Annotated in this window: 20 protein-coding genes; 18 read left to right on the forward strand and 2 right to left on the reverse strand. The window is 49.4% G+C overall.

Annotated elements, in window-relative coordinates; genetic code table 11:
- Positions 1-9 precede the first annotated feature (9 nt).
- The 9 genes from BTA31_RS08325 to BTA31_RS08365 all read left to right on the forward strand — a co-directional run bounded on the left by BTA31_RS08325 (position 10) and on the right by BTA31_RS08365 (position 13,672).
- The gene (locus tag BTA31_RS08325) at positions 10-1,641 is read left to right on the forward strand and encodes a rhamnogalacturonan acetylesterase (protein WP_239693155.1); all 1,632 of its coding nucleotides are present in this window, start codon (positions 10-12) and stop codon (positions 1,639-1,641) included.
- A 77-nt stretch (positions 1,642-1,718) separates the two neighbouring features.
- Positions 1,719-3,605: a rhamnogalacturonan lyase gene (locus BTA31_RS08330; RefSeq protein WP_076790730.1), complete on the forward strand. Its 1,887-nt coding sequence runs from the start codon at positions 1,719-1,721 to the stop codon at positions 3,603-3,605.
- A 143-nt stretch (positions 3,606-3,748) separates the two neighbouring features.
- Complete coding sequence (mgrA, locus tag BTA31_RS08335; protein WP_076790731.1) at positions 3,749-4,741, forward strand: L-glyceraldehyde 3-phosphate reductase; 993 nt, start codon at positions 3,749-3,751, stop codon at positions 4,739-4,741.
- 16 nt (positions 4,742-4,757) lie between these two features.
- A complete protein-coding gene (locus BTA31_RS08340; RefSeq protein ID WP_076790920.1) occupies positions 4,758-5,402 on the forward strand; it encodes a rhamnogalacturonan acetylesterase in 645 nt (214 codons plus the stop codon).
- Positions 5,399-7,396: a beta-galactosidase gene (locus BTA31_RS08345; RefSeq protein ID WP_076790733.1), complete on the forward strand. Its 1,998-nt coding sequence runs from the start codon at positions 5,399-5,401 to the stop codon at positions 7,394-7,396. The genes BTA31_RS08340 and BTA31_RS08345 overlap by 4 nt, the downstream gene beginning before the upstream one ends.
- A 134-nt stretch (positions 7,397-7,530) precedes the next feature.
- Positions 7,531-10,164, forward strand: coding sequence for an exo-rhamnogalacturonan lyase family protein (locus BTA31_RS08350; RefSeq protein ID WP_076790734.1), 2,634 nt, complete (start codon positions 7,531-7,533; stop codon positions 10,162-10,164).
- Positions 10,165-10,250: 86 nt separating this feature from the next.
- Positions 10,251-11,774, forward strand: coding sequence for an extracellular solute-binding protein (locus tag BTA31_RS08355; protein WP_076790738.1), 1,524 nt, complete (start codon positions 10,251-10,253; stop codon positions 11,772-11,774).
- Between the two features lie 41 nt (positions 11,775-11,815).
- Positions 11,816-12,769: an ABC transporter permease gene (locus BTA31_RS08360; RefSeq protein WP_076790739.1), complete on the forward strand. Its 954-nt coding sequence runs from the start codon at positions 11,816-11,818 to the stop codon at positions 12,767-12,769.
- 18 nt (positions 12,770-12,787) lie between these two features.
- Positions 12,788-13,672, forward strand: coding sequence for a carbohydrate ABC transporter permease (locus BTA31_RS08365; protein ID WP_043925322.1), 885 nt, complete (start codon positions 12,788-12,790; stop codon positions 13,670-13,672).
- A 36-nt stretch (positions 13,673-13,708) separates the two neighbouring features.
- Here the strand turns inward: BTA31_RS08365 and BTA31_RS08370 are convergent, their stop codons facing one another.
- Entirely contained in the window at positions 13,709-15,037 is a 1,329-nt protein-coding gene (locus BTA31_RS08370) for an APC family permease (protein WP_076790744.1), read from the reverse strand.
- 322 nt (positions 15,038-15,359) lie between these two features.
- Between BTA31_RS08370 and BTA31_RS08375 the strand changes: the two genes are divergently transcribed.
- Together BTA31_RS08375 and BTA31_RS08385 are read left to right on the forward strand one after the other, a co-directional pair.
- Positions 15,360-16,313, forward strand: coding sequence for a ring-cleaving dioxygenase (locus BTA31_RS08375; protein WP_076790748.1), 954 nt, complete (start codon positions 15,360-15,362; stop codon positions 16,311-16,313).
- 437 nt (positions 16,314-16,750) lie between these two features.
- Positions 16,751-17,113 (forward strand): hypothetical protein, encoded by a 363-nt coding sequence (locus BTA31_RS08385; protein WP_043925325.1) that lies wholly within the window; start codon positions 16,751-16,753, stop codon positions 17,111-17,113.
- Between the two features lie 174 nt (positions 17,114-17,287).
- On the opposite strand, the gene BTA31_RS08390 is transcribed toward BTA31_RS08385, so the two are convergent.
- Complete coding sequence (locus BTA31_RS08390; RefSeq protein WP_076790750.1) at positions 17,288-18,592, reverse strand: S1C family serine protease; 1,305 nt, start codon at positions 18,590-18,592, stop codon at positions 17,288-17,290.
- Positions 18,593-18,750: 158 nt separating this feature from the next.
- Here BTA31_RS08390 and proG point away from each other — a divergent pair, with 158 nt between their 5' ends.
- From proG to BTA31_RS08425, 7 genes are all read left to right on the forward strand, one after another.
- Entirely contained in the window at positions 18,751-19,563 is an 813-nt protein-coding gene (gene proG, locus BTA31_RS08395; protein WP_076790752.1) for a pyrroline-5-carboxylate reductase ProG, read from the forward strand.
- Positions 19,564-19,781: 218 nt separating this feature from the next.
- A complete protein-coding gene (locus BTA31_RS08400) occupies positions 19,782-20,606 on the forward strand; it encodes a M55 family metallopeptidase (protein WP_076790753.1) in 825 nt (274 codons plus the stop codon).
- Positions 20,607-20,621: 15 nt separating this feature from the next.
- Positions 20,622-21,548: an ABC transporter permease gene (locus tag BTA31_RS08405; protein ID WP_020451079.1), complete on the forward strand. Its 927-nt coding sequence runs from the start codon at positions 20,622-20,624 to the stop codon at positions 21,546-21,548.
- A gap of 4 nt (positions 21,549-21,552) precedes the next feature.
- Positions 21,553-22,512: an ABC transporter permease gene (locus tag BTA31_RS08410; protein WP_043925329.1), complete on the forward strand. Its 960-nt coding sequence runs from the start codon at positions 21,553-21,555 to the stop codon at positions 22,510-22,512.
- A gap of 7 nt (positions 22,513-22,519) precedes the next feature.
- Positions 22,520-23,518 carry an ABC transporter ATP-binding protein gene (locus BTA31_RS08415; RefSeq protein WP_076790756.1) on the forward strand — a complete coding sequence of 333 codons (999 nt, stop codon included), beginning with the start codon at positions 22,520-22,522 and terminating at the stop codon, positions 23,516-23,518.
- A gap of 32 nt (positions 23,519-23,550) precedes the next feature.
- The gene (locus BTA31_RS08420) at positions 23,551-25,176 is read left to right on the forward strand and encodes a peptide ABC transporter substrate-binding protein (protein WP_076790758.1); all 1,626 of its coding nucleotides are present in this window, start codon (positions 23,551-23,553) and stop codon (positions 25,174-25,176) included.
- 72 nt (positions 25,177-25,248) lie between these two features.
- Entirely contained in the window at positions 25,249-26,181 is a 933-nt protein-coding gene (locus BTA31_RS08425) for a S66 peptidase family protein (protein ID WP_239693156.1), read from the forward strand.
- The last annotated feature ends 7 nt before the right edge of the window (positions 26,182-26,188 follow it).

Below are 26,188 nucleotides of genomic sequence, written 5' to 3' on the forward strand. Positions count from 1 at the left end.
AGCTGCATAATGAAGCGATATGTTCGCTGCGTATGGGTCATCCCCCTCCTTTTCTTGTTCATCACGGGAATGGGGGGACCTGCGCAGCCGAAAGCCGCTGCCGCACATCACAGTCAGGATCTTTTTCTGTTCGACTTTGGAAAAGGTCCCGCTGAGAAGGATTATGTGAAAGTGAACGAGGCCTCCGCGTATCAAAATGGTGCAGGCTACGGATTTTCACGGGCAGGGAGCGCTGTATGCAAAAAGACGCAAAAAAAAGAAGCGCTCAAGAAAGACTATTGTGTCGTGAACCGGACGGCTTTTCTGGCGGATCTCTCCCCCGGCAAATACCGCGTGACCGTATTTGCCTCATCCCGCGATGAATTGAAGCTTTATGCCGAAGGAGAGAAAATGGGAACGATCCCGGCCGGAGCAAAGGGAAGCTCAGCCGAAAAAGCGTTCACCGTTTCGGTGGAAGACGGGCGTCTCGATTTGGAGTGGAAAGGACCTCAGCCAAAAGTGTATGCCGTCGAAATGTCGAAGGTGTATCAGTTTGATTTTGGTAACGGGCCTCTTGCTCCGGGCTTTATTCCGGTCGGCGCGCAATCGGCTTATACCCCTCTAAAAGGCTACGGATTTGACGACACGGCAAAGGTGTCTTGTACGGACCGCGGTACGGCCGACCCGCTTCGTTCAGACTTCTGTATTCCGGATGGGACGGCGTTTACTGTCGATTTGCCTGACGGTCAATATCATGTACAGATGATAACAGGAGATGCGCGGGCAAAAACGAACATGGATGTACGGGCAAACGGCATGCTTCAGCTGTATTCGTTTGGTGCGGAAGCGGGCGGATATAACGAAAAAACGTTTCCGATTCATATTTCCGGCGGCCGCCTTTCCATTCAAGCCTTAACAGCGAGAACAGCGCCGCGCCTCAATGCGTTGGTCATGACGAAGACGGCTTATCATGTAACAGATGACAAGACGACGGTCTTTCTGGCGGGAGATTCCACGGTCTCCGATTATGAACCAGGTTATGCGCCGATGGCAGGCTGGGGGCAATTTTTAGGCGGCTATTTCTCGGATGAAATCATCATCGACAACCAGGCGAAACGCGCGAGAAGCGCGAAAAGTTTTGTGGATGAACGGTCGCTGGATACGATTTTGAACCGGATGAAACGGGGCGATTATGTGTTGATTCAGTTCGGCATCAATGACGCCGGGCAAGATCCGGCCCGCCATACAGATCCGTATACGACATTTCAGGAATACTTGAGAACATATATTGACAAAGCCCGCGAAAAAGGAGGACGGCCTGTGCTCGTCACTTCTCAAAGTAAACGAACCTATGATGAAACGGGCGTTTTTTATAACAGCATCGGAGAATATCCGAACGCAATGAGACAGCTGGGGCGGGAAATGAACGTTCCGGTGATCGATTTAAACAAAAAAAGCATTGATTACTACAACGAGATTGGCGTTGAAGCGACTAAAAACGTATTTATGTTTTTAGAGCCGGGAGAAAGCCCGAATTATCCGGACGGCATCCAGGACAGGGTGCATTTTCACGAGTTCGGTGCCAACCAGTTGGCAAGGCTCGTCACAGAAGAAATCTCCGATTTGAACATGTATCCGCTGAAACACTCGCTAAAGAAATAAGGTGTCGGGAGAGCCGGTCTCCGGTTCTCCCGTTCGCCATTCCAAACCGTAAAGACCGTAAAGGGGGAGAGAGGACTATGGGAGAAAAGGACAGACATGCAGCAGCTGAACGCGTTCGGCCGGTGAAAACAGCGACAAAACCGAGGCAAATGGAACACTTAAACCGCGGACTTGTGGCCGTAAAAACAAAAAAAGGGGTTTTTCTCAGCTGGCGGCTCTTAGGAACCGATCCGGAAGAAACCGCTTTTAATCTATACCGCAACGGACAAAGAATCAACTCAACACCCATTTCATCATCGACCAACTTTCTTGATAAACACGGAAACGAAAAATCGCTGTATTATGTGACAAAGGTTCTCGGAGATAAGGAAGTCGAGACGTCGCACAAAACAGCTGTCTGGGAGAAGCCGTACATGGATGTTCCGTTAAACAAGCCTGACGGCGGGACAACTCCTGACGGCGCAATGTACACGTACAGCGCAAATGACGCGAGCATCGGAGACCTCGACGGCGACGGAGAATACGAAATTGTGCTCAAATGGGACCCGTCCAATTCGAAAGATAACGCGCACAACGGCTATACCGGAGAAGTCATCATCGATGCCTATAAGCTTGACGGGACATTCATGTGGAGGATTCATCTCGGGAAAAACATCCGCGCGGGCGCCCATTATACCCAATTGATGGTCTATGACCTTGACGGCGACGGAAAAGCGGAAATCGCCATGAAGACGGCTGACGGAACGGTTGATGGAACCGGACGGGTGATCGGCGATCAGGCTGCCGATTACAGAAATGAAGATGGACGAATTCTTGACGGGCCTGAATATTTGTCGATTTTTCACGGGGAAACGGGGAGGGAATTAGCAACCGTGGATTACGCTCCGCCCCGTGGAAGGCTTGAGGACTGGGGAGACGGATACGGCAACCGCATGGACCGATTTTTGGCGGGCATCGCCTATTTGGACGGCGAAAGGCCGAGCCTTGTCATGGCGCGCGGCTATTACACAAGAACGGTGCTAGTCGCTTACAACTTCCGGGACGGCAAGCTGACCAAGCTGTGGACGTTTGACAGCGACAAGCCCGGAAACGAAGACTATGCAGGGCAGGGAAACCATAGTCTGAGCATTGCTGATGTCGACGATGACGGGAAAGATGAGATCGTCTACGGCGCAATGGCCGTTGATCATGACGGAACAGGGCTTTATACGACAGGGCTTGGACACGGTGACGCCATGCACGTGAGCGATCTTGACCCGGATCGGCCCGGGCTGGAAGTCTTTCAAGTGCATGAAGATCCGCGCCTTCCGTACGGCCTCTCATTTCGCGATGCGGGTACAGGGGAAATCCTCTGGGGAGTGCCGGCCGATACAGATGTTGGGCGGGGAATGGCCGCACATATCGATCCCCGCTATCAAGGTGCGCTTGTCTGGGCGATCGATCCCCCGGGTAATGAAGGAAAATCATACGGCCTCTATACGAGTAAGGGAGAAAAGCTCAGCGACGCCGCTCCGGCTACGGCTAATTTTGCGATTTGGTGGGATGGCGATCTTCTCCGCGAGCTGCTTGACCACGATTGGAAGGAACCCGCCGGCATCCCCAAAATTGATAAATGGGACTATCACAGCAGCCGGCTGGTCAATCTGCTTACGGCTGACGGAACGCTGTCCAACAATTGGACGAAAGGGACGCCCGTGCTTCAGGCCAATCTATTCGGCGATTGGCGCGAAGATGTCGTGTTCCGCACGGCCCGAAGCGATGCTCTGCGAATATACACAACGACCGAGCTGACTGAACACCGTTTCTATACGTTCATGCACGATCCCGTCTACCGCTTGGGGGTAGCCTGGCAAAATGTCGCTTACAATCAGCCGCCTCACCCCGGATTTTATTTGGGAACCGGAATGAAAAAGCCGCCCCGCCCGAATATTTATACTGTTCCTTGTAAGAGAAATGAAGAATGACAGAGACCGCCGGTTCATCATGCATAGACCCGGGGCACCGGCAGGATTATTAAATATGCAAAAAAGTATGATTGTAATCTCACAGCCTGTTACCATAAAATGATTGGTAAGCGATTTCATTACAAAATGAAAGAGGGGTTCATATGGGGTATCAGGCGAGTGATTCACGCTATGAAAATATGAAATACAACCGCTGCGGACATTCAGGATTAAAACTGCCTGCTCTGTCTTTAGGGCTTTGGCACAATTTCGGAGAAGCAAGTTCTTTTCATAATGCCAAAGCGCTGTTAAGAAAAGCATTCGATCTGGGGATCACCCACTTTGACTTGGCGAATAATTACGGTCCGCCCCCCGGTTCTGCCGAAGAAACATTCGGAAAAGCGCTGAAAACCGATTTTGCCGGCTACCGCGATGAAATGGTCATCAGCACGAAAGCCGGCTATACGATGTGGCCCGGACCATACGGCGATTGGGCGTCAAAAAAGTATCTCGTGGCAAGCCTTGATCAAAGTTTAAAACGAATGAGCATTGATTATGTCGATATATTTTATTCGCACCGCCCTGACCCCCATACACCGCTGGAAGAGACGATGGGAGCGCTCGCCCACATCGTCAGGCAAGGAAAAGCTTTATATGTCGGTTTGTCGAACTACAGCGCTGAACAGACCGAAAAGGCGGCCGATATTTTGCAAGAATACGGGATTCCGCTCCTCATCCATCAGCCCAAATATTCAATGTTCCACAGAGAACCGGAAAAAGGCCTGCTGCAAGTGCTGCAGAAAAAAGGAGCCGGGGCGATCGCGTTTACACCTCTTGCCCAAGGGCTTTTAACAACGAAATATTTGACTGGGATTCCCGCCGGGTCAAGAGCCGCTGATGCGAACAGTCCGTTTTTACAGGCCGAGGGCATCACAGAAGACGTGCTCGGCAAAGTCCGCAAGCTGAATCAAGTGGCGGCCGAACGCGGCCAGTCCCTGCCGCAAATGGCGATAGCCTGGCTTTTAAAAGATCCGCGCGTCACCTCGGTGCTGATCGGCGCAAGCAAAACCGAACAGATCGAAGAAAATGCCGCGGCTCTTAAGTCCGCTCGATTCTCAGCTGAAGAGCTCGACACAATTGATAAAATTCTTTCATAAAAAAGGAGTGGTCGTGATGACAATCAGCATCTATTTGGCCGGCGATTCGACCGTGCAGCATTATAAGGCGGATTCGCCCCAGGGAGGCTGGGGCGAATTTCTCCAGTCCTATTTATCCGGAAATGTACAGGTGATCAACCGGGCAATCGGGGGCCGGAGTTCAAAAACGTTCGTTGAAGAGGGAAGACTTGCTTCGATTTTGGATGTGATCAAACGGGATGATTGGCTGTTCGTTCAGATGGGGCACAATGACGCGTCGAAAGATAAACCAGAACGCTATACAGAGCCGTATACGACGTATAAACAATATTTGAAAATGTACGTCGACGGCGCGCGTCAAAAAGGAGCATCGCCGCTTCTCATCACGCCTGTCGCAAGGCTCCATTACAAGGACGGCGTCTTTTTGAACGACTTCCCGGACTACTGCATTGCGATGAAGCAGGTGGCAAGTGAAGAAAATGTCCGCTTGATCGATTTAATGGACAAAAGCCTTCAGCATTTTGCGGAAAAAGGGTACAGCGAGGTATTTAAATATTTTATGATCTCGGAAAATGTCAACGACTACACACATTTTACGAAAAAAGGGGCCCGGGAAATGGCAAAGCTTGTCTCTACCGGCATTCGAGAGCTCGGGCTGCCATTTATCAAAGAAACGGTATGAAGATGAACGGAAAACTGTACCACGGCGCTTGCTTTTATCCTGAATTGTGGGATGAGGATGTGTTGGATGAAGATATCAGGATGATGAAGCGAACCGGGATCAATGTCGTCAGAATCGGAGAGTTTGCCTGGTCAAGGATGGAGCCGGAAGAAGGCAGGATCGATGTCGGATTTTTTGCCGGCGTCATCCGAAAGCTCTACGACAACAAAATTGAAACGGTCATGTGCACACCGACTGCGACACCGCCGATCTGGCTGACCCACGGGCACCCGGAAAGAATGCATGTGAATGAAAAAGGGGAGACGATGGGACACGGTTCGAGGCAGCATGCCTGCACAAACCATCCGTATTTCAGAAAGCGGGCCCGCCTGATCATCGAGCATATCGCCAAAGAGCTCGGACAACTGCCGGGATTGATCGGATGGCAGCTTGACAATGAATTCAAATGCCATGTCGCAGAATGCATGTGTGAAACGTGCCGCACATTATGGCACAAATGGCTGGAAGACCGCTATCAGACGATTGACCGTCTGAATGAGGCATGGGGTACGGGCGTATGGAGCGAAACGTATCAGTGCTTCGAGCAAGTCCCGCAGCCCGGACCGACTCCGTTTTTGCACAATTCTTCTTTAAGGACAATGTATCAGCTGTTTTCGATGGACAAAATTTCTGAATTTGCGCGTGAACAGGCTGAGGTGATCAGAGCATACTCCGATGCCCCGATCACCCATAACAGCAGCGTCATGTTCGGCGTTGATCATGAAGATCTTTTTAAGGGCCTTGATTTCGCCTCGTTTGATACGTACGCCAGCCAGGAAAACAGTGCCGCCTTTTTGTTTAATTGCGATTTATGGAGAAACATTAAAAAAGGACGGCCGTTTTGGATAATGGAGACGAGCCCTTCCTACAGCGCTTCGCTTGAAAGTTATGCGATGCCTCATCAAAACGGCTATTTGAAAGCTGAAGCGGTCTCTTCTTATGCTCTTGGAGGAGCCGCATTCTGCTACTGGCTGTGGCGCCAGCAGAGAGCCGGGTCTGAGCAGCCGCACGGATCAGTGCTCAGCGCATGGGGGGAGCCTGATGTGGGATATGAACATGTGCTCGAAGTCGAGCGGGCGAGACGAGAGGTTGAGCACATCATGCTGGCTACAGCTCCTTTGCAGGCTGAAACAGCTGTCGTCTATTCGGACCGTGCGAAGGTGTTTTTGAAAACGGAGCCTCATCGGGGTCTTCATTACAGAACGCTGATCACCGAGTTTTATGACCGTCTTCTAAAGATGGGCATTTACAGGGATGTCATTCTTGAAGGGAGCCCGCTTGACGGCTATAAACTGCTGTTTACGCCGTTTATTCATTATCTTCCGCCTGCTTTTATCAAAAAAGCCAAAGCATTTGCACAAAGCGGCGGCATTTGGATTGCGGGTCCGCTGACGGGCGGAAGAACAGAGCACCATACGATTCACACTGATTGCGGATTGGGTGATTTGGAAAAATGTTCCGGTGTCAAAACGCTGTTTACATTCCCGATGGATGAGCGGAACTCAAGCGGAACGGCGTTTGGCGTAAAGGCGCCGCAGAGCTTGTGGAGCGCTGTTTTTGAAGCCGGCGGCACCAAGGCTGTCGGGATGATTGAGAAAGGCCCGGCATCAGGTAAAGCGTTCATCACAGAACATAAATACGGAAAAGGCAAAATCGTCATGCTCGGGTCGATGCCGGCGGGCGAAGCGGGAGACATCATGATGAAAAAGCTGATCAGCCATTATGCCGAAGAAGCGGGCGTTACGCAGAAAACCGATGCTACTCCCGGAACAGTCGTCGCGCCCCGGAAAGGAGCAGACGGGCTTGTCTGGGTCGTGATCAATATGGACGGCAACGGAGGCGCAGTGACACTTGACGGGAACGGAACCGATCTATTATCCGACAGGCCCGTATCCGGACGCGTAACACTCGGCCCGCACGAATACCGCGTGATTTTATTTTCAGAGAGTAAATGAATCGCCGCAGGCGCTTGCCCGCGGCTTTTTTGTTTCGTTTTGCAATAAAGGAATGATTCCTGCAAAAAAGGAGCAGGCACCTCTCCATCATAAGCAAAAAAGGAATATTGACGGTCAATAGGCTAAACAGGAAAATGTTCACTGACCAATCGGTTGAACAGAAAGGAGGAACACTTGTGAAAGCACAGGCTGAACTAAAATGGCTGAATAGGGCTCCTGCCGCGTTCGGCGGGGTGACTTGGGGAGTGCCTTGGGCAAAAGGAGTGCTGCAAAAAGGGGAAACGGTCGCCATTGTTTCGGAAAACGCCCCGTATTTGCAAACATGGCCGCTCGCGTATTGGCCTGACGGCTCGATTAAATGGACGGGCCATGCCGCAGTATTCCCAAAAGAAAGCGGCAGCCGATTTACATTGCAAAAAGGGGAATCAGGCGCACCGAAAACCGTCGTGCATGTCAGCGAGCAAAAAGATGAAATCATGGTGAATACGGGTGCGATAGTCTGTAAGCTTGGAAAATCGGGGCCGGCACTCATCCGTTCGATTTCCATTTCCGGGGAAATGATGGCGAAAGAAGGACGGCTCATCACTTTAAAAGAAAAAAGAAGCGGCTCAGATTCACAAAGCATGTATCATATTGACCGGTTTGAGAGCATGGTCAAACGTGCGGCAATCGAACAAAACGGTCCGGTTAAGACAGTCATCAAGATTGAAGGCGTCCACCACGGTGAAGGCATGGATGTTTGGCTCCCTTTTACTGTCAGGCTGTCTTTCTATGCCGGTGTCCCGTCCATCCGGATTGTGCATACGATCTTCGTCGACTGTGACGCAGAAACGGAGTGGATCAAAGGAATCGGTTTAGAGATGAGCGCGGTTTTGAGTGGAGCGCCAAGGAACAGGCATATTCGCTATGCAGCCGACGGAGGGATTTACGGAGAGGCTTCTCAGCTGCTTGTGACGAGAAGATTTAATGAAACAAACGGAATCTATGAACGACAGATTGCGGGACAGCCTGTACCGGAAGAGTCGGAAGTTGTGCGCGATGCGGCGAGAAACGCCGTCTGGAACGATTTTAAGCTCATTCAGGATTCCCCTGTTCACTGGCGCTTAAAAAAGCGAACCGGCAAAGGCTGCGCCTGGGTGGATGCGATTCAAGGGGGAAGAGCGAAAGGGCTGATGTATGCAGGCGGGGAAAACGGCGGCATCGCGCTCGGGCTCAGAAACTTCTTTGAAAAGTATCCGTCATCGCTTGAAGCGCAAGGTCTCGCCGGCGGCGAAACGAAATTGACGGTATGGTTCTGGCCTCCTGAAGCTGAAGCGATGGACTTCCGCCATTATTCAAAAGACACTCATGTTGAAAGCGCATATGAAGGGTTTGCCGAAATGAGGTCGACGGCCGTCGGCATTGCCAATACGAGCGAAGTCAGCCTCGCCTGTTTTGCAAATCCGCCGAGCGATGAAGAGCTGAACAGAGCGGCAGACGAATGGCAAAATCCCCCGTTGCTTATTTGTGAGCCTGATTATTATTATCACACCCGCGCTTTGGGCGTTTGGAGCCTGAAAGATAAACAGCGCCCGCTCTCAGCGGCACTTGAAGATCAGCTTGACGAGGCTCTCAAGTTTTACATGAACGAAGTCGATCAGCGGAACTGGTACGGCTATTGGCATTACGGTGATGTGATGCATACGTACGATGCCGTCCGGCATGTTTGGCGGTACGACCTTGGCGGCTATGCATGGCAAAACACGGAACTCGTACCGAACCTCTGGCTTTGGCAGTCTTTTTTCAGATCCGGGAGGGAAGACGTCTTCAGAATGGCGGAAGCGATGACCCGTCACACAAGCGAAGTCGACTGCTACCATTTCGGGGAATATAAAGGCCTCGGTTCAAGGCACAATGTCCTCCATTGGGGCTGCGGCTGCAAGGAAGCAAGAATCAGCATGGCCGGCCTCCATAAACCTTATTATTTTTTGACGGCGGACGAGAGGACGGGGGACGTGTTAACCGAGGTGAAAGATGCCGATCGAGCGCTTGAGACACTTGATCCAATGAGAGCCTATTATTCGGAAAAAGAGTTCCCCGCCCACGCGAGAGTTGGCCCCGACTGGGCGGCGTTCTGTTCCAATTGGCTGACGGAATGGGAGCGGACCGGTGATGAAGCATACCTTGATAAAATCAAACGGGGGATCAGCCGGCTTAAAGAGCTGCCGCTTCGTCTGCTGTCCGGACCGACTTTCGGATACGATCCTAACGCTTCAGATCTCATTCATATGGGTGACGGGAATCATGGCGGCTATCATATGGTCATCGCTTTTGGCGCCCCGCAAACATGGATGGAGCTTGCAGAACTGCTGAAGGATGACGAATGGAAGGAGATGCTCGGCGAATTCGGCGAATTTTATTTGCTGACTGATGAAGAAAAGCGTAAGAGGAGCGGCGGGAAGCTTCACGATGATTTATTTCACTGGCCAATGTTCTCCGCTGTCATGGCCGCTTATGCTGCCCGGCTCCGCCAAGACCGGAAGCTTGCCGAAAAAGCATGGCGCCTGTTACTGGATGAAAAACAAAGCCATACACCGCTGCCGATCTCTCCAAAACAGGTCCATGCCTGGAAAACGATCACGGAAATCCCCTGGGTCACGACAAACTGCGTCTCACAATGGTGCCTAAACACAATAGCCGTGCTGGAGCTGCTCAAAGATATGCCGCCTGATCAGGACATGCAAGAAAAGATCATTCAGGCAATGAAAGATCATCCCGCTCGTGCGTGAAGGCAAAAAATGAAGGTTGCCGGAAAAATGTAAGCGCTTTAAATTTGAGTGGAACAATTGAGACGATCAAAAGGGGGAATTGTAAAATGGCAAGACTGAAGCTGAAGGGAAACAAATGGCTCGCTGCACCCGCTGTCTTTTTGCTCTTGATGGGGTGCAGTGCAAATGAGACGTCCAATCAAGACGGGAAAGGAAAAGAGAAGGATGCCATTCATATTATGGCTCCGCTCCTGTCGCCGGAAAGTCCGGGAGAAAACAGCCCGTCTTTAAAAGCGCTTGAAAAATACACGACAAAACAAATTAAAGTGACGTGGGTTCCGAACTCTTCCTATAATGATAAATTCAACATCGTCATGGCCTCGGGAGATTTGCCGCAAGCCATCGTTGTCACGGACAAGTCGCCGGGATTCATCAAGTCTGTCAAATCAGGTGCGTTCTGGGAGCTTTCACCTTATTTAAAAGACTACCCGAACCTCGGAAAGGCCGATAAAAAAGTGATGAAGAACAGTTCTATTAACGGCGAGATTTACGGCATTTACAGGGCGAGGGATCTGATTCGCGCTTCGATCATCATCAGAACGGACTGGCTCGAAAATGTCGGCATGGAGATGCCGAAAACAATCGACGAATTTTACGACGTGCTGAAAGCGTTTAAAGAAAAAGACCCCGACGGAAACGGAAAAGACGATACGTACGGCATGGTAGTGCCGAAATGGATGGGGCTTGGCAACGGGAGCCCGTGGGATATTATGCAGACGTGGTTCGGTGCTCCGAACCGCTACGGAATAGACGAAAAAGGGGAACTCATTCCGGACTTCATGACAGAAGAATATATGGAAGCGTTGCGGTTTTTCAAAAAGCTATATGATGAGGGGCTGATCAATAAAGACTTCGCCGTAATGGATTCAGCGAAGTGGAACGATCCGGTCGTCAAAGGGAAAGCGGGTGTGATCGTCGATACCGGTTCGCGGGCATCGCAGATTCAAAGCGCAATGGAGGAAGCCGATCCCGGGAACAAGGATGTGATCGATGTCATCGGAACAGTCAAAGGCCCGAAAGGAACGTATACATTCCCGACATCAGGATACGCCGGAATGATTGCCATCCCGAAAGCGAGCGTCAAAACGGAAAAAGAATTGAAAGAAGTGCTTGGCTTCCTAGACAAAATGAACGATCAAGAGGCACAGATCATTGCCAACAACGGCATAAAAGAGCGCAACTATAAGCTTGAGAACGGAACGTACACGTCCCTTGAAAAAAACAACAAAAAACTGCTATACGAGCACGAGGGTCTTGCGCAGTTCAGCATGGGCATTCCGGAACAAAGATACTATGTGGAAAAACAAGAATCAAAGCTGTTCAAACACCGTGAACAGATTCTCAAAGAAGGGGAGAAAATCGCCGTATTCAACCCGGCTGAATCGCTCGTTTCAGATGTATACACCCAAAAAGGGGCACAGCTTGACAACATCATCCTCGATGCCAAAACGCAGTTTATCATCGGCGACATCGATGAAAAAGGCTTTCAAGATGCCATTCAGCTTTGGTATAAAAGCGGCGGCGAAGATTTGATGAAAGAACTGAACAAGCGCTACAAAGAGACTAAATAGCTCAGGTCTTTAAACAGCATACGAAAGGGGGGATGCGGCACATGGAAATCACCGCAAAAACAGAAAAGACCGCTGTGAAGACAGAAAAGAAACCGACTGGGCTAGAGGCCGTAAAACGGGATAAATGGCTTTATCTTCTGCTTGTTCCCGGTGTTTTATATTTTCTCATATTTAAATATTGGCCGATGTGGGGCGTGTTAATCGCCTTCAAAGATTATTCGCCTTATCTCGGATTTTGGCAGAGCGAATGGGTCGGGTTCGAGTATTTTAAAGATTTCTTTATGAACCCTGACTTCTTCCGCCTGCTCCGCAACACGCTCATGCTGGCCGCTCTCGATTTGATTTTTGCATTTCCGGCTCCGCTGATTGTCGCTCTTCTGCTGAATGAACTGCGGCACGCCATCTATAAACGGTGCATTCAGACGTTTATATATGTTCCGCATTTCGTCTCATGGACGATCGTCGTCAGCATGACGTTTGTCTTTTTCACGGTTGATACGGGCGTGATCAATAAAATGCTGCAAAGCATAACGGGCCAAGAGATTGCGTTTCTCTCAGATCCCGAATGGTTCAGGCCGATGATTGTGCTGCAAAGCATATGGAAGGAGACGGGCTGGGGAACGATCCTGTTTCTGGCGGCGCTCGCTTCGGTTGACCAAGAGCAGTATGAAGCGGCAGTGATGGACGGTGCAGGAAGATTGAGGAGAATGTGGCACATTACCCTTCCGGCCATCAGAAGCACGATCGTCGTGCTTCTCATCTTAAGAATCGGCAGTTTTTTGAACATCGGCTTTGAACAGATTTTTTTAATGACCAACTCCTTAAACCGGAGCGTGGCTGAAATCTTTGACACGTATGTCTATGTTGTCGGAATTACGCAGGGCGCATACAGCTACAGTACGGCAGTCGGGCTTTTCAAATCGGTTGTCGGGATCATCCTGATATTCGGTGCCAATTATATCGCGAAAAAGTTTGACCAGGACGGTCTGTTTTAATGAATGGAGGTGAAAGGGATGTCCGGTACGGAAACGATTCATAACACAAAAGCGGGCCGGGTGTTCGATTGGTTTAATGTGATCTTTCTCGGCTGCTGCGGACTGATAACCGTCTTGCCTTTTCTGTATATTGTCGCGGGGTCTTTTGCGACGGAGGCCGAGCTGTCGGAAAGGAGCTTCTTTATCTTTCCTGAGACGTTCTCGCTTGACGCGTACCGTTATATTTTTTCAACGCCGACATTTATCAGGAGCATGGGGGTGTCTGTGTTCATTACGGTCGTGGGAACGATCGTCCAGCTCTTTTTTACATTTACGATGGCCTATCCCCTTGCAAAACGGCACATCAAGGGAAGGAACCTGCTTTTGAATCTCGTCATTTTTGCGATGCTTTTCAGCGGAGGAATGATTCCGACGTATATCGTCGTCAAATCACTGGGACTGCTCGATTCCTACTGGGCGCTGATTTTGCCGATGGCGATCAATCCGTTCAATCTCATTATTATTAAAAACTTTTTTCAGCAGCTTCCGAAAGAGCTTGAGGAGTCGGCCAAGATTGACGGCTGTTCAGAAATCGGCGTGTTCTTAAGGATCGCACTGCCGCTGTCAAAGCCGATTATTGCAACTTTTGCGCTGTTTTATGCGGTCGGCATTTGGAACGACTTTTTCCATGCTTTGCTGTACATCAATGACAGCGCGAAATGGCCGCTGCAAATGGTGCTGCGCCAAGTGACGATTCTTTCGGATCTGACGGGAACGACGAATGATATGATGGAAACGGTGCCGCCTGAACAATCGATCAAACTGGCCGTCATTGTGATTGCGACGCTGCCGATTTTAGCCGTGTACCCGTTTTTGCAGAAGCATTTTGCCAAAGGCATTCTGATCGGGTCTGTGAAGGGATAAAAAAACCGCCGGGCTCATGAGCCGGCGGCTTGCGGCTCAGGCAGCTGAGCCGTTTTTATTTCTTTTTTTCATCCAAAAATAAACCGGGAGACCGACGAGGCCGATCAAAATCGACCACAGGCAGCTGTAGAAGTCTGTGATGAGCGTGCTGACAAGGACAAACAATGACCCGAGAATCGCCGCAACAGGAAGGTAAGGGTAGAGCGGGACGCTGTAAGATCTCCCTTGGCCGTTCTTCCGTCTCCGCAAAATAAATACCGCGAAAAACGCCATGACATAGAAGATGTAAATCATAAAAATCGAAACCTCTGACAGCTTTTCAGGATTGCTGATGATCATTAAGATGACAGCGAAAATCATCTGGACGATGACTGCGATCCAAGGCGTATGGAATGCCGGATGAACATGCGAGATCCAGCGGGAGAACGGAAGCTGTTTTTTCTCAGCCATCGCAAAGATCACGCGCGGAAAAGACAGAACTTTTCCGTTTAAGCAGCCGAAGATGCTGACGATAATTCCGATGGAGATCAGCTTGCCGCCGAGCGGCCCGAACAGCATGGTCGCGGCTGTGCTTGTCGCATTTTCGCCGAGCTTGACAATCTGATCGGCAGGAAGAATGTGAAGCAGCGCCAAGTTAATGAACAGGTAGCAGGCAGTGACGATCAGTATGCCGCCTGTCATCGCTTTCGGGAGCACTTTTTCCGGATTCTTCATTTCTCCGCCGAGTGCTGCAAGAAGGATCCAGCCGTCATACGCGAATAGCGTCGCCAATACCGCCGCTCCGAAGTTTTGGTTTGCGATGCTCTCCGTGACTGAACTGAAAATATGTTCCTCGCCCTGCCATAGACCGAACACAATGATACATACAATGGGAATCAGCTTTCCGATCGTTGTGACCGTCTGAACCGCTCCGCCGTATTTTGTTCCGACGATGTTGACGATGCATAAAAAGGCGACGGTGATGATGCCGATGAGTGCAGTCCATGATTTATCCCAGGAAAACAAGTTGGCCACAAGCGAGCCGAAATATAATCCGAGTGCGCCGATGATGGCCGGTCCGTAGATGATAATCTGCACCCAGCCGCATAGGAACCCCCAGAACTCGCCGTAAATTTCTTCAAGATATGTGTAAAGCCCGCCCGTTTTTGGAATCTGTGCGCCCAGTTCGGCGATGGTCAGCCCGCCGGCAAGCGTTAAGATTCCGCCGAGGAGCCAGGCGAAAAGAGCAATTTGTGCGTTTCCGGAATAGGAAAGCACGCTGCCGGGCTTCATAAACACGCCGGAACCGATGATCGTTCCAATCACAAGAGATAGCGCAAATAACAAGCCTATCTCTTTTTTTAGTCCGTTTGCTTCTGCATTCATAGCTATGCCTCCCATTGATGTGATCTCTTTTATAGAAAACTATTTTTATATTGTAATACCTTTTTTTAAAAAGAAAAATTAAATAAATTTTCTGATTTTCGTATTTCTTGAATATGTTAAACATTTTAAGGTCGTAAAACCCGGGGGAATCATCAATAACCGAACTTTAATAAGTGATTTTGGATTTATTGTTAGTTTTTTATGGAAAGAGGGAGGGGTAGCCTGACCGGGAAGGCGGTTTGGTTGACTTTTCAAATCAAATCGCCTATTTTGGAGAAAGAAGAAATCTCGAATTCGAGATATTTAATAGGGAGATGATAGAATGAACGTAAATGGCATTCACCACGTATCCGCTTTAACGGCAAACGCCCAGCGTAACCTGGATTTCTATGTCAAAGGGCTTGGCATGAAACTGATAAAGAAATCGGTCAATCAGGATGAGCCGACGATGTACCACTTGTTTTACGGTGATGAAATCGCGTCTCCAGGTTCAGATTTGACATTTTTCGAGATTCCGATGCTTGCCCGGAGACGGGAAGGGACGAACTGCATTTCGGCCGTATCACTTCGGGTTCCCGGTGAACAAGCACTCGAATTTTGGGAGAAGCGGCTTCATGAGCTCGGCGCAGAGGTTTGCGGCATTGAGACGCGTGCGGGACGGAGCGTTCTCCGCTTTTTAGACCATGAAGGACAGAACATGATGCTTGTAGCTGATGAAAAGGGAAAAGACCATGGAGTGCCTGTGAAAAACGGCTTCATTCCTGAGGATGTTGCAATCAGGGGGCTCGGCCCTGTCGAACTGACTGTCAGGGACGCCGGTCCGACGGCGGCGGTGCTGACCGATATTCTCGGTTTTCATAAAATCGGTGAGGAACAGGCTGATGAATCCGGCCAAACGCTTCACATTTTTGAATCGGGTGAAGGAGGAGCAGGCACGGAGGTGCATGTGAAAGAGTCAGATGAAAGCAGAAGAGAGCGTCCCGGAAGAGGAAGCGTCCATCATGTCGCATTCCGCGTCAATGATGAAGAAGAACTTAAGCGGTGGCATGAGAAAATCAGTGAGAACGGCTTTACGAACTCTGGGATTGTGGAGCGCTATTATTTTAAGGCGCTGTATTTCAGAGAACCGAACGGCATACTTTTTGAACTGTCGACTGACGGGCCGGGCTTTGCCGTTGATGAATCAATCGATGAGCTCGGCCAGAGCCTTGCGCTTCCGCCGTATCTGGAACATCGGCGGAAAGAGATTGAAGCGCGGCTGAAACCGATCCGATAAAAAAACGAGGTCCCGAAAAGGACCTCGTTTTTTATATAGGCTCTGTTAAACGCAAATGTTGACATTTGATAATTTTCCGAAATATTGGTATAATCAAGATAAGAACAAACATTCGGTGAGAGGCTATCAAAGTGAGCGAAGCGTTTGCAACTTGTTAAAGTATATCGGCAAATTACTACGCACCGAAAAAGAACAAGTGTACCAATGGGTTAAACGTTATGTTGAACCTTCTTCCATTGTGGGTGGTATATTAATTAATGCAATGAGAGGGACATATGACAGTTTACGACTCGCAAAAATGAATGTGTAGTCCTAATTCAACCATTAAGTAGGATTGTTGAAAAGCGTTGATTTGCTGTTTTCAACAATCGAACTATATTGCTGAATAGAAATTTATAAAATGTTGGGTTATTAAAAATGAAACGTGAGGTTTGTATATGAATACTGTAAGCCAAGAAATCCAAGATTTGTCCATTAAATCTTTGGAGTCAACTTTTAATAAACTAACAAATGCTTATAAAAGCACGACAGAAAAAGGTTCAAACACAACTCTTGTCAAAAAGAGACTAAACGCAGTGAAAATTGGTTTAGAAAGCCTAAAAGGTACTTGGAATGGAGAAGATTTTGGCTATAACGAAGAAATCATATTGACTGCTAAAGAAGTTTTAAAAGGTATCATTCCATCTATTGAAAAACAAATAACAAAAGGAAAAGAAGGCAGTCCTCAAAAAACATTAAATGAGCGTCGCTTGACTGCACTAAAACTGGCAATCGAATCTTTGGAGAACCGTCTTATATAAGACGGTTCCTAAATTGTTTCCAGAATCGTGTGAGTTACATAACAAGATTGAAGGTAACCATTTTTACTATGGATTCCCTTTATTTTTGCGTATTTAACAACACCCAAGTCTAACAGAGCCTTTATATAAAAGGCATCCGGCACAGCCGGGGGCCCCTTAAAGGGGGGCATGCTGTTAAGATGATGCGGATTCTTTCTGGTCAAGGGTGATTTGTTTTGTCATTGTTTTGCCGTTTCGAATGAGGGTAACTTTTACCGTATCCCCGATTTTTGCATCGTTGTAAAGAAGGTTGCGCAGCGCGCTTCCTGTATCGGTTTCTTTTCCATTAAAGCTGATGATGACATCGTTCTCTTTAAGGCCCGCTTTTTCAGCTGGGGAGCCTGGCGCGACCTGGCGGATGTAGACGCCTTTGTTTAACTGGCTGCCGCTTAATCCGAGGGTGCCTGTTTGATAGTTTTCCGGCACCTGCTCAAGATCCATCATGCCGATTCCGATATATGGGCGTTCGATTTTTCCTTTAGACATCAGTTCTTCAGCAATCGGTTTGACATCATTGCTTGGAATCGCAAATCCGATGCCTTCTACTCCGCTTTCACTGATTTTCATGCTGTTGATGCCGATCACTTCACCCTTTGTATTCAAAAGGGCGCCTCCGCTGTTGCCGGGGTTGATGGCCGCGTCGGTTTGAATGACGTTCATCTCGGTTTGGCCTGCGGATGTATCTACGGAAACGGTCCGATCAACACCGCTGATGATGCCTTGTGTCACCGTGCGGGACAGATCTTTGCCGAGCGGGTTTCCAATAGCGATCACCGATTCGCCTGCTTTCAAGCTTGACGAATCGCCGAAAGAGGCGACTTTTTCCACGTGATCAGCGGAAATTTCAACAACGGCAAGGTCTGTCAACGAATCGCTGCCCAGCAATTTACCTTCCACTTCTTTGCCGTTGGATAAGGAAACCGTCAGTTTCGACGCGCCTTCAACAACGTGGTTATTTGTAATAATGTATGCTTTGCCGTTTGCTTTTTTATAGATGACACCTGAGCCTGTGCCTGTTTCTTGTTCGCTTGAGCTGCTGCTGTTGCTGTTGCTTTCAAAACCGAACATACCGCTCTCTGTTTGTTTTTGATAGTTTGAAATACCGACGATGGCGGGAGACATATTTTCCACCATTGTTGAAATGTCGGACGAATTGGTGCTGGACAATTTTTCGGTATTCGCTTTATTGGAAGAAGCCGATGAGTTCGACGTCCCGTTTGTTTGTGTCTGGACGGATGCATTGGCCGTTTCGTCTTTGCTATGCTGGTATGTCGTGACGCCGAGAACGAGGCTTCCTCCGATGATGCCGCTGAGGATCGGCGTCATCCACGAGAGTCTCCGCTTTTGCTGTTCTGCTTTTTTTATTGCCTGGTCAGGCTTTTGATCGGAGACGATGAGTTCGTTTTTCGTTTCAAGCTGATCTTCTCTATTATATTCCATCATTTTCACGCTCCTATTGTTATCATATCCTTTGATGCCTCAATCATAAACAAAGACTGTGGGATAAACATGAAAACATTGTGGGAAATTGTCAAAGAAAAAGGATAGAATAAATAGGGTGCTATTTATAATATGACATGTCAGAGGTGTTCTAAACGTTGAAAAAGATTGGATTTATCGGATACGGAAGCATGGCGCAGATGATTGCGGCCAAACTGCTTGATCAGGAGAAAATCAGCGATGACATGGTGATCGTCAGCTCAAGGAATGGCGGGAAAACAGAGGAGCTGAGAAAGCTTTACCCGTATGTCGCCTGTCAATCAGCGGAAGAGCTCGCCAAACAGTGCGGCCTGATTTTCATCTGTGTTCCGCCGATGGCGGTAAAAGAAACGCTTGAGAAAATACAGCCGTTTCTTCAGGAGGATGTGCACATTGTTTCGATTGCCGCGGGGGTCGAGCTTGACCGGCTTCACGACTGGACAAGCGGACAGGTGACGAGATATATTCCGACACTTACATCTGAAGCCGGGATCGGCGTTTCGCTTGTTGTCCACGGCGAGCGGGTCGCTGAGGCGGACAAAAGCCGGCTGGAAGAATATCTTTCCGCCTTCAGCACAGTCAAACAGATCAATGAGAGAGACATTGACGCTGCGAGCAATTTAACTAGCTCTTCACCGGGGTTCATCGCTTCGATTTTTGAAGAATTTGCTCAAGCTGCCGTCAGAAACAGCAGTCTCACGAAAGAAGAAGCGTTTCAATTTCTGATTCATTCATTGCTGGGAACGGGCAAGCTGTTAATGGAAAAAGACATGACGTTTGCACAAACGCTTGATCGGGTCGCGACAAAAGGCGGCATAACCGCAGAAGGTGCGGAAGTCATACAAGATGCCATGCCGGAAGTCTTTGACGAACTGTTTGCCAGAACGATGAAGAAATATGAGGATATCAAAGACGCTGTCCGCCGGCAGTGAGCCGCGGCATTCATCGACATATCCGGACATCCCAAAGCTGCCTGATCAGGCAGCTTTATTATTTAAGTTCGACAATATTCATCAAAATTCCAATTATATATTAAATTTCTAAAATTACCAATGGTTATTGCATTTCTATTAAAATTCTAATATAATTTGTTAGAATATTCCCAAAATAATAAAAAATTTGAGACGTTTTTCATAAGGGGTGGTTTTTTGTGAAGCTTTATCTGTCTGTTGATATGGAGGGGATTTCCGGACTTCCGGATGATACGTTCGTCGATTCAAGCAAGCTGAACTATGAAAGAGGCCGGAAGATCATGACGGACGAGGCCAATCATGTGATTGACGAAGCGTTCAAAAGCGGATGCAGAGAGGTGCTTGTCAATGACAGCCACTCTAAAATGAACAACCTTTTAGTTGAGCGGCTTCATCCTGATGCGCAGCTCATTTCGGGAGATGTCAAGCCGTTTTCGATGGTTCAGGGACTTGACGATACATGCGATGGAGCCGTGTTCGTCGGCTACCATGCAAGAGCGTCGATGAGAGGCGTGATGTCACACAGCATGATTTTCGGCGTCAGACATTTTTACATAAACGATCAGGCGGTGGGCGAGCTAGGGTTTAACGCTTATGTTGCCGGTTATTACGGCGTCCCGGTCATCATGGTTGCCGGTGACAGCGAGGCGGCAGTTGAGGCGGAGGAGCTGATTCCGAACGTAACGACAGCAGCCGTCAAGGAAACGATCTCCCGCTCGGCGGTCAAATGCCTGACACCGGAGAAAGCGGGGCGGCTTTTAAGAGAACGGACGGCATATGCGATTCAAAACCGCGGTCAAGTCAAGCCGCTCACGCCTCCGGACAGGCCGGTGCTGCGGATAGAATTTGCCAATTACGGCCAAGCCGAGTGGGCGAGTCTGATGCCGGGTGCTGAAATCGAACCGCAAACGACGACTGTCCGCTATCAAGCGAAAGACATTCTTGAAGCCTATCAAGCGATGCTTGTCATGACCGAGCTTGCGATGAGAACGACATTCTCCTAGGAAGGTGGGATGAAAATGGCGGGTTACATCATGAAGCGGCTCCTGTCGATGCTGGCGACCATTTTGGTGATCACGACATTGACCTTTGTGATGATGAAAGTGATTCCGGGCTCTCCCTTCAATGAAGAAAGAAACACGAATGAAGCGGTTCAGCGCAACCTTGAGGCTTACTACCAGCTGGATGAGCCTCTCTTTGTTCAATATTTGTATTATGTAAAGTCGATCGTTACCTTTGATTTCGGACCGTCGATTAAGCAGCCTTCGCAAAGCGTGAACGATTTGCTGTCAAGAGGGTTCCCTGTTTCGTTTGAGCTGGGGATGACGGCGCTTATTGTCGCGGTCATTTCCGGGATCGCACTCGGAATCTTTGCGGCGCTGCGGCAAAACGGCATCATCGACTATATAGCGATGACCATTGCCGTTCTCGGCATTTCGGTTCCCAACTTTATTATGGCGACCTTGCTGATACAGCAATTTGCCGTCAATTGGAACATATTCCCTCCGTCGACATGGACGAGCCCGCTTCATATGGTGCTTCCGACTGCTGCTTTGGCGATGGGGCCGCTGGCGATTATCGCAAGGCTGACCCGCTCCAGCATGATCGAAGTGCTGACACAGGATTATATCCGAACAGCCCGGGCTAAAGGGCTTTCCCCTTTTAAAATTGTCATGAAGCATGCCCTGAAAAACGCCCTTATGCCTGTCGTAACGATTCTCGGGACGCTTACCGCTGCGATTTTAACGGGGAGCTTCGTCATCGAAAAAATCTTTGCGATTCCGGGCATGGGAAAATATTTTGTTGAAAGCATCAATTCCCGCGATTACCCCGTGATTATGGGCACCACCGTTTTTTACAGCATCATCCTCATCATCATGTTGTTTCTTGTCGACATGGCCTACGGAATCCTGGATCCGCGTATTAAACTGCATAAGAAAGGGTGAGCTTATGAGCCTTCCAGTCCGCACAGAAAACGAAGCGTCTTCGGGCAGTGATATTCCTGTTGAATGGTTTGCCCCGCTGAAACAGAAGCAGGATGAGCGTGAATCCGTCGCAAGGCCGAGCCTGTCATACTGGCAGAACGCCTGGCGGATTTTAAGGAAAAACAAGCTGGCGATGGCGGGATTGGGCGTGTTAATCTTCCTGCTCATCATGGCTGTTCTCGGACCGGTTCTTTCTCCGCACAGCGTCACCCAGCAGACGCTTTCCGAGCAAAACCTGCCGCCGTCGACGGAGCATTGGTTCGGAACCGATGAGCTCGGCCGCGATGTGTTTACAAGAACGTGGTACGGAGCGAGGATTTCTTTGTTTGTCGGTGTTATGGCGGCTTTGATCGATTTTGCAATCGGCGTCATCTATGGCGGCATCGCCGGTTATAAAGGCGGCAAAACAGACCACGTCATGATGCGGGTCATCGAAGTGCTGCACGGACTGCCTTATTTATTGGTCGTCATTCTTCTCATGGTCATGATGGGGCCTGGACTCGGGACGATCATCGTTGCGCTGACTGTCACCGGCTGGGTCGGCATGGCGCGGATCGTCAGGGGGCAGGTTTTGAAGGTGAAGCATGATGAGCATGTCCTCGCTTCTAAAACCTTTGGAGCGAAAACGATAAGGATCATCAGGCGGAATCTCCTTCCGAACATGATGGGAGCGATCATCGTTCAGATGACCTTGACGGTGCCGTCGGCCATTTTTGCCGAAGCATTTCTCAGTTTCCTCGGTTTGGGCATTCAAGCCCCGTTTGCGAGCTGGGGTGTTATGGCGAACGACGGCCTTCCGGTGATTTTGTCGGGGCACTGGTGGCGGCTGTTTTTTCCCGCTTTCTTTATTTCATTAACAATGTTCGCTTTTAATGTTGTTGGAGACGGACTGCAGGATGCGTTAGATCCGAAGCTGAGGAGGTAATGTATTTTTGCGGAAAAAAGTATTGGAAGTCGAGAATCTGCATGTTTCATTTACGACATACGGCGGAACGGTCAAAGCCGTCCGCGGCGTGAGCTTTGAGTTATATGAGGGGGAGACGTTTGCGATTGTCGGCGAGTCGGGATGCGGAAAAAGCGTGACATCGCAAAGCATCATGCGGCTTTTGCCGAAGTTTTCGGCAACGATCACTGACGGTGTGATCCGTTTTAAGGGAAAAGACTTGCGCCATCTGTCCGAAAAAGAGATGAGAAAGATCAGAGGGGCCGAAATCTCAATGATCTTCCAGGACCCCATGACGGCCCTGAATCCGACCTTGACCGTCGGAGACCAGCTGACAGAAGCGCTTTTGGAACATCGGCCCGTGTCTAAAACAGACGCTCGAAAAGCTGTCATTTCGATGCTTGAGCTCGTCGGGATCCCGAATCCGAAAGAGCGTTTGAGGCAGTATCCGCATCAATTCAGCGGAGGGATGAGGCAGCGGATCGTGATCGCCATGGCGCTCATCTGCGAACCGGAGATTCTGATTGCGGATGAACCGACAACCGCGCTTGATGTCACCATTCAGGCGCAAATTCTTGAGCTGTTTAAAGACATTCAGCGGAAAACCGGGGTATCCATCATTTTAATCACCCATGATTTAGGCGTAGTCGCACAGACAGCGGACAGAATCGCCGTGATGTACGCCGGGAAAATAGCGGAAACGGGAGCGAGGAGGGATATTTTTTACCGTCCGCAGCACCCGTATACAAAAGGCTTGCTGCATTCCGTTCCGAGGCTTGATCTTGAAGGTGCAGATCTCGTTCCGATTGACGGGACGCCGCCGGATTTGTTTTCTCCGCCTGAAGGTTGTCCGTTTACGGCGCGCTGTTCCCATGCAATGGAAGTGTGCGGCAAGGTTCATCCTGCCGTTACAGAAGTGTCGGCGGGTCATCGTGTGTGCTGCTGGCTTCAAGATGAAAGGGCGAAACGGGCTCTGCTGACGACATAATCATGAGATCGATTTTCAAATGGGGGGATTTGATGAAAAGGCTAGCGAGCGTGTTGGCTGCCGCATTTGCGGTCATTTTGCTGTTCGGATGTACGGCAAATGAACAGGCGGGGCAGGAGACGAAGAAGAAAGCGAAAGAAACGGCTGGAGAACAGGTCCTGAAGCTGAACAATGAAAATGAACCGACATCTTTTGATCCGCCGATCGGCTTTAATAATGTCTCATGGCAGGCGCTGAACAATTTGATGGAAGGTTTAACAAGGCTTGGCGCAGACCATGAACCAGAAGCTGCGTCCGCCGAAAAGTGGAACATTTCCGACGATGGGAAGACATATACTTTTACAATCCGTGATGATGCCAAATGGTCAAACGGAGACCCTTTAACCGCAGGGGACTTTGAATATGCGTGGAAGCGTCTGCTCGATCCGAAAACGGGCTCCTCCGCCGCGTTTTTAGGCTACTTTATCGAAGGCGGCGAGGCCTTTAACAGCGGAAAAGGTGCAAAGGATGATGTCAAAGTCAAAGCGGTGGATGAAAAGACGCTTAAGGTGACGCTCGAGAGTCCGCAGCAGTCGTTTTTAAGCATTGTAGCCAATCCGGCCTTTTTCCCGGTTCCTCAGAAAGTCGCCGAAAAAAATCCGAAATGGCATGAAGAAGCTGCTACATTCGTCGGCAACGGTCCGTTTAAACTGACAGAATGGAAGCATGATGAAAGCTTTACGATGGTAAAGAGCGATACGTATTGGGACCGGGATACTGTGAAGCTTGATAAAGTGATATGGGCGATGGTCGATGACAGAAATACCGACTACCAAATGTTTGAGTCGAATGAGCTCGATACGGCTTATGTACCGGCTGAAATGAGCGAGAAGCTGAGAGGTTCTGACGAGGTGAAGGTGTTCGATCAGGCCGGTCTTTACTATTACAGGTTCAATGTCAATAAAGAACCGTTCCAGAATGAAAAGATCAGAAAAGCGTTTGCGATGGCCGTTGATCAGCAGGAAATCGTCGATTATGTCACGAAAAACGGTGAAAAACCGGCCCGCGGATTTGTGTCTCCGGGAATCAAAGGACCGAACGGCAAGGATTTTCGCGAGGAAGGCGGCGACTTGCTCAAATATGACGCCGATGAAGCGAAACAGCTGCTCGAAAAAGGCATGAAGGAAGAAAGCTACGAAAAGCTGCCTGTCGTTACGCTGACATACAGCACAAAACCGGAGCATAAAAAAATGGCGGAAGCGATTCAGCAAAAGCTGAAAAGTACGCTCGGCGTCGATGTGAAGCTCGCCAATATGGAATGGAACACGTTCCTTGAAGAACAGAAGGCGCTCAAATTCCAATTTTCCCAAAGCTCTTTTCTGGCTGATTATGCTGACCCGATCAACTTTCTGGAAAGCTTTCAAACGGGTAACGCAATGAACAGAACCGGCTGGAGCAATTCAGAGTATGACAAGCTGATCAAGGCGGCGAAAAACGAAGCTGATGAAGATAAGCGCACAGAGCTGCTCCATCAGGCTGAAGAACTGCTGTTTGAAGGGTTGCCGATCATACCGATCCACTTCTACAATCAAGTCCATTTGGAAAAGGAGAATGTGAAAGGCATCGTCCGTCATCCAGTCGGCTACATCGAACTGAAATGGGCCGAAAAAACGTCATAATCAAACTTGTCCGTCTGCCCCTTGCTTTGTGCGCGCCACCGCACAGAGGCGGACGGACTTTTCATAAAGGGGATGTCTCTGTTGAATATTGCGCCTCAAAGATTAATGAAGGGAGATACGGTTGGTGTGATTGCGCCGGCCAGTCCGCCCGTCCCCGAAAAGCTTGACCGCGCCGTCCGGTTTTTAAAAGAATTCGGGCTTGAAGTCAAAGTGGGACCCTCAGCCGCCGAAAGGCACGGCTATTTGGCGGGGAGCGATGAAGAGCGTCTGCGGGATCTGCACGACATGTTTGAAGACCGTTCGGTCAAGGCTGTCATCTGTGCCTGCGGAGGTTACGGCACGGCACGGATTGCCGAAAAAATTGACTACCGGCTCATCAAAAGCCGCCCGAAAATTTTTTGGGGTTATTCAGATATTACTTTTTTACATACAGCGATCAGGCAAAACAGCGGACTTATTACATTTCACGGCCCGATGCTCAGTTCGGACATCGGCAAAGAAGACGTGCATCCGCTCACCCGGCGCTCCTTCCGGCAGCTGTTTCAAAAAATGACGCTCACTTATACAGAGGAACTGTCACCATTGGAAACGCTCGTAAACGGTGCGGCGGAAGGAGAGCTCGTCGGCGGGAACCTCGCCCTTCTGGTGACGACGCTCGGTACGCCTTATGAAATCGATACGAAAGGAAAGCTTTTGTTTATCGAGGATGTCGATGAAGAGCCTTACCGAATCGACCGGATGCTGAATCAATTGAAAATGGCGGGGAAATTATCGGACGCCGCTGGCATCCTGCTGTGCGACTTTCATAACTGCACCCCGAAAAAACGCGATGAGTCGCTCACATTAAAAGAGGTTTTCCAAGATTATATCGCCTTTGAAGGAAAACCGGCGCTGTCAGGCTTTAAAATCGGCCATTGTTCACCGAATATCGCCGTTCCGGTGGGGGTGAAAGCCGTCCTTGACGCCGGCAAAAAACGGCTCACCATCGACCCGGGAATTTCTTAATGGGAAA

This window comes from Bacillus haynesii (assembly GCF_001969855.1).
Lineage (GTDB): Bacteria > Bacillota > Bacilli > Bacillales > Bacillaceae > Bacillus > Bacillus haynesii.